The 9,428-nt window shown below is 70.0% G+C and carries 9 protein-coding genes; 8 read left to right on the forward strand and 1 reads right to left on the reverse strand.

Annotation, left to right across the window (positions count from 1 at the left end; all coding sequences use genetic code 11):
• Positions 1 to 209 precede the first annotated feature (209 nt).
• The 6 genes from F8M74_RS33170 to F8M74_RS33195 all read left to right on the forward strand — a co-directional run bounded on the left by F8M74_RS33170 (position 210) and on the right by F8M74_RS33195 (position 5,842).
• Positions 210 to 935: a Coq4 family protein gene (locus tag F8M74_RS33170; RefSeq protein WP_216620577.1), complete on the forward strand. Its 726-nt coding sequence runs from the start codon at positions 210 to 212 to the stop codon at positions 933 to 935.
• 9 nt (positions 936 to 944) lie between these two features.
• Entirely contained in the window at positions 945 to 2,507 is a 1,563-nt protein-coding gene (locus F8M74_RS33175; RefSeq protein ID WP_141255385.1) for an acyl-CoA carboxylase subunit beta, read from the forward strand.
• A gap of 117 nt (positions 2,508 to 2,624) precedes the next feature.
• Entirely contained in the window at positions 2,625 to 3,239 is a 615-nt protein-coding gene (locus F8M74_RS33180; protein WP_141255386.1) for a hypothetical protein, read from the forward strand.
• Between the two features lie 38 nt (positions 3,240 to 3,277).
• Positions 3,278 to 4,789 carry an acetyl-CoA carboxylase biotin carboxylase subunit gene (accC, locus tag F8M74_RS33185; RefSeq protein ID WP_141255387.1) on the forward strand — a complete coding sequence of 504 codons (1,512 nt, stop codon included), beginning with the start codon at positions 3,278 to 3,280 and terminating at the stop codon, positions 4,787 to 4,789.
• A 23-nt stretch (positions 4,790 to 4,812) separates the two neighbouring features.
• A complete protein-coding gene (locus F8M74_RS38585) occupies positions 4,813 to 5,322 on the forward strand; it encodes a biotin/lipoyl-containing protein (RefSeq protein WP_141255388.1) in 510 nt (169 codons plus the stop codon).
• Between the two features lie 4 nt (positions 5,323 to 5,326).
• The gene (locus F8M74_RS33195) at positions 5,327 to 5,842 is read left to right on the forward strand and encodes a YfbM family protein (protein WP_141255389.1); all 516 of its coding nucleotides are present in this window, start codon (positions 5,327 to 5,329) and stop codon (positions 5,840 to 5,842) included.
• 18 nt (positions 5,843 to 5,860) lie between these two features.
• Here F8M74_RS33195 and F8M74_RS33200 read toward each other — a convergent pair whose 3' ends face one another.
• Positions 5,861 to 6,637 (reverse strand): TSUP family transporter, encoded by a 777-nt coding sequence (locus F8M74_RS33200; protein ID WP_141255390.1) that lies wholly within the window; start codon positions 6,635 to 6,637, stop codon positions 5,861 to 5,863.
• Positions 6,638 to 6,770: 133 nt separating this feature from the next.
• Here F8M74_RS33200 and F8M74_RS33205 point away from each other — a divergent pair, with 133 nt between their 5' ends.
• Positions 6,771 to 7,583, forward strand: coding sequence for a hypothetical protein (locus F8M74_RS33205; RefSeq protein ID WP_141255391.1), 813 nt, complete (start codon positions 6,771 to 6,773; stop codon positions 7,581 to 7,583).
• A gap of 99 nt (positions 7,584 to 7,682) precedes the next feature.
• Positions 7,683 to 9,428, forward strand: a 1,746-nt coding sequence (locus F8M74_RS33210) for a DUF4388 domain-containing protein (protein ID WP_163884666.1), incomplete at its 3' end; no start/stop codon positions are given.

Genomic DNA, 9,428 nt, shown 5'->3' on the forward strand with positions numbered 1-9,428 from the left:
ACCCTCCTATGGCTTCAACCTCCGTCCCCTCCACCCGGCGCGCACGGACCTGGAAGCGGCCCGGTCGACTGCCCGCCCCCTGAGTGTCCGCTCCTCGGCCTTCGGGATGTCCGCCCGCGAGCACGGCCGCGGCCGCCCCGCCCCGCCCTTGCGCCTCCCACATACGCTGGACGGGGCGGCCCCAGCGTCCCCCCCGCCTTGGAGGCACCATGTGGAATCCTGTCGCGTATGCGTGGACGGCATGGCGGATGGCACGGGCCCTCCGCGACCCGGAGAAACTCCAGGACGTCCTGGGTCTGGCCCCCGTGCTCGCGCCCCCCGTGGCGATGCGGCGGCTGGTGGAGCGGCTGATGCGCCACGCCTCCGCGGCCCAGGCCTTCACCGAACGCCCGCGCATGGGCCTGCTCCACCTGGCCGCGCTGCGCGCCCTGCCCGAACACTCCCTGGGACGTGCATTCGTCGACCACCTGGAGGCGAACCAGGTGAACCCTGACGCCCTGCCCTACCTGGAGGCGCGGACCGACGAGGAGTACGTGCGAGCGCACCTGCTCGAATCCCATGACGTCTGGCACGTCCTCACCGGCTTTCCGACGAGCGTGGCGGGCGAGCTGGGCATCCAGGCCTTCAGCCTGGCCCAGGTGGGCAGCCCCTTCGCGCTGGGCATCCTCGCGGGCGGCCTGACGAACACCCTCCTCTACGCGTTCTCCCAGCGCGAGGAGCGCATGCGCGCCATCGTCCGGGGCTGGCTGCTGGGACAACGGGCCCGGCTGCTCTTCGGGGCACCGTGGTGTCAGATGTGGGAGTCCCCCCTGGTGGAGGTCCGCCAGCGCTACGGCCTGGACCTGGCGGCGGTGGATGCAGTGCTTGACGACCCCATGCGTCCGGCCATGGAAGTCAGGAATCCAGGCAGCGCGTCCCCGCCCCAATCATGCTAGACGCGCCCCATGGACCAGACTCCCGAGAAGGACCCCCTCCGCGCACGTCTCGAGAAGATGGAGAAGCAGGCCGAGCTGGGTGGCGGCGCCGACCGCATCGCCAAGCAGCACGAGTCCGGCAAGCTCACCGCCCGCGAGCGCATCGACCTGCTCCTTGACCCCGGCTCCTTCTGCGAACTGGACAAGTTCGTCACCCACCGCTCGAGCGAGTTCGGCATGGGCGACAAGAAGATTCCGGGCGACGGCGTGGTCACCGGCTACGGCACCGTGGAAGGCCGCAAGGTCTTCGTCTTCGCCCAGGACTTCACCGTCTTCGGCGGCTCGCTGTCGGGCGCGTACGCGCAGAAAATCTGCAAGATCATGGACCTGGCCACCCGCGTGGGTGCGCCCGTCATCGGCCTGAATGACTCGGGCGGCGCGCGCATCCAGGAAGGCGTGGAGAGCCTGGCCGGCTACGCGGACATCTTCGTGCGCAACACGCTGGCCTCCGGCGTGGTGCCCCAGATTTCGCTCATCATGGGTCCGTGCGCGGGCGGCGCGGTGTACTCGCCGGCCATCACCGACTTCATCATGATGGTGAAGGACACCTCGTACATGTTCATCACCGGCCCGGACGTCATCAAGACGGTGACGCACGAGGAGGTGTCGAAGGAGGCGCTGGGCGGCGCCGTCACGCACAACCAGAAGTCCGGCGTGGCCCACTTCGCGGCGGAGAACGAGCAGGCCGCCATCGTGATGACGCGCGAGCTGCTCTCCTTCCTGCCCTCCAACAACCAGGAAGAGGCGCCCGTCCAGCCGTGCGAGGACGACGCGTTCCGGGCCGAGGAGTCGCTCAAGACGATTGTCCCGAGCAACCCCAACAAGCCCTACGACATCAAGGAAGTCATCAAGGCCATCGTCGACGAAAAGCACTTCTTCGAGGTGCAGGAGCACTTCGCGAAGAACATCGTCATCGGCTTCGCGCGCATGAACGGGCGCAGCGTGGGCGTCGTCGCCAACCAGCCCGCGGTGCTCGCCGGCGTGCTGGACATCGACGCCAGCATCAAGGCCGCGCGCTTCGTGCGCTTCTGCGACTGCTTCAACATCCCGCTCGTCACGCTGGTGGATGTGCCCGGCTTCCTCCCCGGCACCGACCAGGAGTGGGGCGGCATCATCACCCACGGCGCCAAGCTGCTGTACGCCTACGCCGAGGCCACCGTCCCCAAGGTCACCGTCATCACCCGCAAGGCCTACGGCGGCGCCTATGACGTCATGGCGTCCAAGCACATCCGCGCGGACATGAACTTCGCCTGGCCCACCGCCGAAATCGCCGTCATGGGCCCCGAGGGCGCGGTCAACATCATCTTCCGCAACGAGCTGGCCAAAGCCCCGGACGCCGCCGCCGAGCGGGCCCGGCTGACGGCGGACTACCGCGACAAGTTCGCTACCCCGTTCAAGGCGGCCGAGCTGGGCTACATCGACGAGATCATCCGTCCGGAGGAGACGCGCGCGAAGCTCATCCGCGCCCTGGAGCTGCTGAAGGACAAGCGCCAGGAGAACCTCCCCCGCAAGCACGGCAACATCCCGCTCTAGGTTTCTTCAGCCCTCGCCTGCCCGCCCTCTGCCGCCAGCAGGGCAGGCAGGCGCGCGCGAAGGGGGAAATTTGGGGATGACGAACGGGCTTACAGGGGCCAGGAAAGGAATCTCATTTTGCCCCACCGTCGCCTCATCCTCTTTCTCTCCGACGTCGAAGGAAACCTCACCGCCCTGCGCCAGACGCTCAAGCGCGTCTGCGAAGCGGTGGACCTGGCCGCGCCCGAGGTGAAGTGGGTGGAGCCTCCGCCAGAGGGGCTGGCCGATGCCGGCTGGCACGCCATCGAGCTGGAGCTCCCGCCCGCCCCTGGCCGCAAGGCGCGCAAGTCCGAGCAGCCCTTCCTGGAGGAGCAGCTCGACGCCATGAGTCAGGCCCTGGCACAGGACTTCCGGGACCGGGCGCTGGGCCTCTTCGTGGACCGCGAACACAGCTACGCGCGCGCCTGCATCAGCGGCCCGGGCCGCCCGTCCAAGGCCGTGGAAGGTGAGGTTCTGGACGTCATCCGGCAGGCGGCGCGCTGGCTGGACGTGGAGACGGGCATGCTGGCCCGCCTCTTCGGCGGCGGAAACGCGGCACGCAACCTGTTGGCTGCGGCGGTCGACTTCGGCAACGAACCTGGACGGTCGGGTCCGCCCGCTCCGCCGGAGCCGGACGAGGACGACCGCTTCGTGGAGGCCAAGCTGACACAGGCTCGCGCTTACATGGAGCAGTACCTCAACACCCGGAAGTAGAGGCGGCAAACAGGGGCGCCCCGTGCTAGACGGGCCCCATGCCCAAGATCCGCAAAGTGCTCGTCGCCAATCGCGGCGAGATCGCCATCCGGGTGATGCGCACGTGCAAGGAACTCGGCATCGCCACGGTGGCGGTGTACTCGGAGGCGGACCGCTCCGCCCTGCATGTGCGCACGGCCGACCAGGCCATCTTCGTGGGGCCCCCGCCTTCGCGTGAGAGCTACCTGGTGCAGCAGCGCATCCTCGACGCCGCGAAGCAGGCTGGCGCGGATGCCATCCACCCCGGCTACGGCTTCCTCTCCGAAAACGCCTCCTTCGTCCGCGCCTGTGAAGCCGAAGGCCTGACGTTCATCGGGCCGCCCGCCTCCGCCATGGACTCCATGGGAGAGAAGACGCGCGCCCGCGCGAACATGATCAAGGCGGGCGTGCCCGTGGTGCCCGGCACCACCGCGCCCATCCCCTCCGTGGAGGAAGCGCGCGCCTACGTGGAGAAGATTGGCTTCCCCGTCATGCTCAAGGCCGCGGGCGGCGGCGGTGGCAAGGGCATGCGCAAGGTGGAGCGCATGGAGGACTTCGAGTCCTCGTGGCGTGCCGCCAAGAGCGAGGCCCTCAACGCCTTCGGCAACGACGCCGTCTACATCGAGAAGTACCTGGAGAAGCCACACCACGTGGAGATTCAGGTCTTCGCGGACCAGTACGGCAACACCATCCACCTGAACGAGCGCGAGTGCTCGGCGCAGCGCCGGCACCAGAAGGTGGTGGAGGAGACGCCCAGCCCCATCCTCACGCCGGAGCTGCGCGCGAAGATGGGCGAGGTCGCGGTGAAGGCGGCCAAGGCCGTCAACTACGTGGGCGCCGGGACGGTGGAGTTCCTGGTGGACGTGCACCGCAACTTCTACTTCCTGGAGATGAACACCCGCCTCCAGGTGGAGCACCCGGTGACGGAGTGGGTGACGGGCCTGGACCTGGTGGCCATGCAGATCAAGGCCGCCGAGGGCGAGAAGCTCGGCCTCACCGAAGCCCCCACGCCGCGCGGTCACTCGATTGAAGTCCGCGTGTACGCGGAGGACCCGAGCCGCAACTTCATGCCCAGCCCGGGCAAGATTACGTACCTGCGCGTGCCGGGTGGACCGAACGTGCGTGACGATTCGGGCGTGTTCCCCGGGTACACGGTGCCCAACGTCTACGACCCGATGATTTCCAAGCTGTCTGTGTGGGCCCCCACGCGGCGCGAGGCGATCGCGCGCACGCAGCGCGCGCTGTCCGAGTACGTGGTGAAGGGCATCACCACCAACATCCGCTACCTGAAGGCGATTCTGGCGCACCCCGAGTTCATCGAGGGCGACTACGACACCAGCTTCCTCACCCGCCAGCACGATGCACTGCTGGGCGCGGAGGACCCGAAGCTGAGCGAGATGGCGCTGCTGGCCAGCGTGGTGCACACGTACCAGAAGGACCAGAAGCGCGCGAAGACCCTGCCCAGTGCCGGCCAGGGCGGTGGCAACGGCGGCGTCTCCCCGTGGAAGCTGGCGCTGCGCACGCGCCGCTAACCCCAAAGCTCGGAAGGACTTCCATGCGTTACTTCACGAAGCAGCAGGGCCAGAAGGAAGCGGTTCCGGTGGACCTGGAGCCCCTGGGGAACGACCAGTTCAAAATCACCGTGGGCGCCACCACGTACCAGGTGGACGCGCTGGCGCTGGAGCACGGCACGCTGTCCATGCTGGTGGACGGCCAGTCGTACAACGTCGAGTTCGAGGAGAACGGCGACGAGATTGGCGTGCTCCTGCGCGGCCAGGTGAACCGCATCGACGTGGCGGATGAGCGCCGGCTCCGGCTGCGCGCGGCCAACGCGGCCTTCTCCGTCGAGGGCAAGCAGTTGGTCACCGCGCCCATGCCGGGCAAGGTCGTGAAGGTGCTGGTGAAGGTGGGCGACGAGGTGAAGGAGGGCCAGGGCCTCGTGGTGGTGGAAGCCATGAAGATGGAGAACGAGCTCAAGAGCCCCAAGGCCGGCAAGGTAACGGAGCTGTTCGCCAAGGAAGGCATCGCCGTGGAGAACAACGCCAAGCTGGTGGTGGTGGAATAGCTCCATGGAGATGCTCTGCACCCTGCGCAGTGCCACCGAAGCCCAGCGCGTTGCCCTGCTCCAGGCCCCCGAACGGCTGGAGGACTTCGTCGACGATGACGAGGACTTCGGTGACCCGAAGGGCTCGGCGTTCCTGGAGCTGGACATCGGCGAGGCGTGGCATGGCCTCCAGTACCTGCTGACCGGAACGCCGTGGGAAGGCAGCGCGCCGCTGGACTTCCTGGTGCGTGGCGGCGAGGACGTGGGCGACATCCCTTCCGAGGAAGGCACCGCGCGCGTCTTCACGCCGGCCCAGGTGCAGGCCCTGGCCACGGCGCTGCAGCAGGTGACGCAGAAGACGCTGCGCGCGCGCTACGACGCGTCCGCCATGCAGGCCCAGGACATCTACCCCGGGACATGGGACGAGCCCGAGTCCGAGGTGGATCTCCTGGAGGAGCTGCTCTCCTACTTCGAGGAGCTCCAGAAGTTCATGGCCGCCGTGGCGAAGCGCCGGGAGGCGCTGCTGGTGCACATCGGCTGATGGCGGGGTGACGGCTTCTCAGGCCGTCATCACGTCGTGCCCCAGCTTGAGCACCAGGGCCAGCACCACGCCCAGCACCACCTTGCGCACCAGTTTGTCGCCGCCCTTCACGGCCAGGTGCGCGCCCAGGTAGGCGCCCGCGAACTGGGCGCCGGCCATGGGCAGCGCTACCTTCCAGAGCACCACACCCTTGAAGGCGAACAACGCGACGGAGGCGAGGTTGGAGGCGAAGTTCACCACCTTCGCGTCCGCGGACGCGCGCGCCAGGCCGTGTCCCAGCAGGGACGAGAAGGCCACGATGAGGAACGTCCCCGTCCCCGGTCCGAAGAAACCGTCGTAGGTGCCGATGGCCAGCGCGATGAGCGCGCCAATGGCCCGGGCACGCGCGGGCGGCCCGGGCTCCGGCTTGTCCCCCGGACGCGGCGACTTGCGGAAGGCGAGGAACACCGCCACCGCGATGAGCAGCACCAGCACCAGCGGCTTGAGGACTTCCGGCTTCACCAGCAGCACCAACGCCGCGCCCCCGAAGGCCCCACCCAGGCCGAAGGGGAACGTCACTCGCGCCAGGTTCCCATCCACCAGCCCCGCGCGGGAGAAGCGCACCAGCGCGGCGAACGAGCCGAAGACGGACTGTCCCTTGTTGGTGCCCAGCGCCACGTGGGGCGGAAGGCCCGCGGCCAGCAGCGCGGGGAGGGAGATGAGCCCGCCGCCTCCCGCGATGGCATCCACCATGCCGGCAATCAGCGCGGCCACGCACAGCAGGATGAGGTGCAGCGCACTGACGTCCACGTCCACCGGGGGGAACCTCCTCGCGGGCGGCGCCTGGGTACCACGGGCCCGGCCCGCCGCCCATGACCGCCCACTTCTTGCGTCATCACGCTCCTTGGGCGTCAATGCCGGGACGACTCCGCCCCCCGCCGAGGTCCCCGTGCTCGCTTCCTTCCTCACCGTGCTGGCGCTCACCCTAGGCTCGGTTCCGATTCCGCAGGACCCTTCCGCCCCAACGTGCCGCGCCATCGACGGCAAGGTGTCCTGCGGCTATGGGTGCAAGTCGGACGGACAGCGGGTGCGCTGCGCGCAGACACCGCAGGGCCACTGCCAGGTGATTGACGGGCAGGCGGCCTGCTTCGACCCGCCGGCCTACGTGCAAAAGGCCTATGGCGCGGCGCTGCCGAAGCCGGAGTGTCAGAGCATCGACGGGGTGGTGGCGTGTGGCTACAACTGCGCGACGCAGCCCGGCCGGGTGAAGTGCGCGCAGTCCCCCGCGGGCGTCTGCCGGGGCCGGGGCGGCGAGGTGGAGTGCTTCGACCCGCCCGCCGTGGTGTTCGCCGTGTACGGCAAGGACACGCCCACCGCCCAGTGCCACAGCAACGCCATGGAGTTGACGTGTGGTTATGGCTGCATCAACGCCTCGGAGGGAGTGCGCTGCGCTCGGACGCCCGCGGGCGTGTGCAAGCTGGCCAGTGGCCGCATCACCTGCTTCGACCCCTCCCCCGCCGCCCTGTGCGCCTGGAAGCGCGAACTGCCCGCGCCGCAGTGCAAGAACACCGAGGAGGGCCCGGTGTGTGGGTACAACTGCACCACCGCCTTCTCGAAATCGGCCTGTGCGTCCACCCCGAACGGGCTGTGCAAGGTCTTCGACAGCGAGGTGTACTGCTTCGACCCGCCCGCTGAACAGAAAGCGGACGCGGCATGTCTGGCAGCGCTCGGGCTGGCGGCACTGGATGGCGCGGCGCCCTGAGTCGAAGTAAGGGGCTCGCGCTCCGGCGCTCTGCTTTGATGCGACGGAGGACAGCGGTAGGGTTCGCTTTTCTCGCAGGACGAAGGAGCAAGGCCGCGCATGGCGGAGGGTGAGGTCCGGCAGTACTGGGTCCGCAACGACAGGGGCACCATGTGGGGGCCCCTCACCCTGCCGACCATTGAACTGCTCATCGAAAGCGGCTCCATCCAGGGCCGGCTCCAGATGTCGGAGGACGGGCTCAACTTCGCCTTTCCCTGGCGCTTCCCGGAAGCGCGCGAGGTCGTTCCCCGCGAGCTGTGGGGCCCAGGCGCACCGCCCGTCTCCGCCGCGGAACAGGCCGCACCGGGCGCCCCCGTGGGCGTGGCCCCCGGAGCGCCCGTCACAGCGGGTCCAGGTGTCCGGCCCGCGGCAGGCCCCGGTGTCGCGCCGAGTCCGGGCCCAGGTGCGCCCATCGCGGGTCCAGGTGTCCGCCCAGCTGCGGGCCCTGGCGCGGCCCCCATGGCGGGTCCCGGCGTCCGGCCCGTGGCGGGCCCTGGCGCGGCGCCCATCGCGGGTCCCGGTGTCCGGCCCGTGGCGGGCCCTGGCGCGGCCCCCATGGCGGGTCCCGGTGCGCGGGCCGCTGTGGACCCCGCGCAGCGTCCCGTGGCGCCCGCCCAGCAGGCCCGTCCTCCCGGAGCGGTGCCACCTCCGCCCGTGGCGGGAGCCGCGCGTCCGCCGAGCGCTCCCCCCGCGAGCCCGGCCCCGGCGTCCGCCCCCGTGGCGGTGCCCGCGGTAGAGGGCGATGACGCAGCACCGGAGATTCCGGCCCTCGGCCAACTCGAGCAGCTCTCCCCCATCCGCCTCTATGGCCGCATCGCCGCGCGGGAGCAGACGGGGCTGCTGTCGCTGACGCTGGCGGACCGCGTCGTCCAGATTCACTTCCGCAAGGGCAACCCGGAGTTCGTCGACTCGTCCCATCCCGAAGAGGCGCTCGGGCCGTCACTGGTCGCGGCGCGGCTGCTCACGCCCGAGCAGCTTCAGCGGGCCGAGCCCACGCTGGAGCGCTTTGGCGGAGACCTGCTCACCGCGCTCTTCGGTCTGGGACTGCTCCAGCCAGCCACCGCCTTCGCCATCCTGGCGCAGCGCGCGGGCGGCATTCTCTCCAGGGGCCTGCGGGCTGAGACCGGGACGTTCACCTTCGAGCTGAAGGACCTGTCCTCGCACAAGGCGATGCCGCTGGGCCACCGCTGGGCCGTGCTGAGCGACACGGTGCGCCGGATTCCCTCCGCGGACCTCAAGCGCCGGCTGACCCCGGTGCTCCAGCTTCCCATCATGAAGTCCGGTGGCGTCGTGGCCGCGAGCGAGCTGCGCCTCACACCGCACGAGGTCCGCGCGCTCACGGTCATCGACGGCGTGCGCTCGGTCGCTCAGTTGCTGACGGACTTCGCGCAGGACGCGGACCACCTGCTGCGGCTCGCGTTCCTGCTCAAGGAGCTGGACTCGGTGTCGTTCGCCGGCCAGGCCAGGATGGCGCAGGAAGTGGGCCCACGAGCGCCCGGTGCCGGAGGTGCCCAGCCCTCCACGGGTGCCGCACACGCCGCGGCCCCGAACGCCGCCGCGCAACAGCGCCCCGCTGGAGCCGCTCCGAACGTCGCGGGAGGTCCGCAGCCCGGCGGGGTGGCGCAAACCGCCAGCTCCGCGCCCCAACGCCCCGTGGCAGGCGCGACGCCCGCGGCAGGTCCAGGTGCCACGCGCCCTGCGGGCACGGCCCCAGCCGCCGGCCCCGGAGCGACCCCTCCCATCGCTGGCCCTGGTGCTACCGCCGCGCGCCCGCCCGTCGCCGGCCCCGGCGCCACCGCCCCACGC

The sequence above is a fragment of the Myxococcus sp. CA023 genome, from assembly GCF_010998615.1.
In the GTDB taxonomy this organism is placed as follows: domain Bacteria; phylum Myxococcota; class Myxococcia; order Myxococcales; family Myxococcaceae; genus Myxococcus.

What these genes read in the sequence shown, in the direction of transcription:
- accC (WP_141255387.1), top strand. Translation starts at nt 3,278, where the DNA reads ATGCCCAAGATCCGCAAAGTGCTCGTCGCCAATCGCGGCGAGATCGCC.
- F8M74_RS33170 (WP_216620577.1), top strand. Translation starts at nt 210, where the DNA reads ATGTGGAATCCTGTCGCGTATGCGTGGACGGCATGGCGGATGGCACGG.
- F8M74_RS33175 (WP_141255385.1), top strand. Translation starts at nt 945, where the DNA reads ATGGACCAGACTCCCGAGAAGGACCCCCTCCGCGCACGTCTCGAGAAG.
- F8M74_RS33195 (WP_141255389.1), top strand. Translation starts at nt 5,327, where the DNA reads ATGGAGATGCTCTGCACCCTGCGCAGTGCCACCGAAGCCCAGCGCGTT.
- F8M74_RS38585 (WP_141255388.1), top strand. Translation starts at nt 4,813, where the DNA reads ATGCGTTACTTCACGAAGCAGCAGGGCCAGAAGGAAGCGGTTCCGGTG.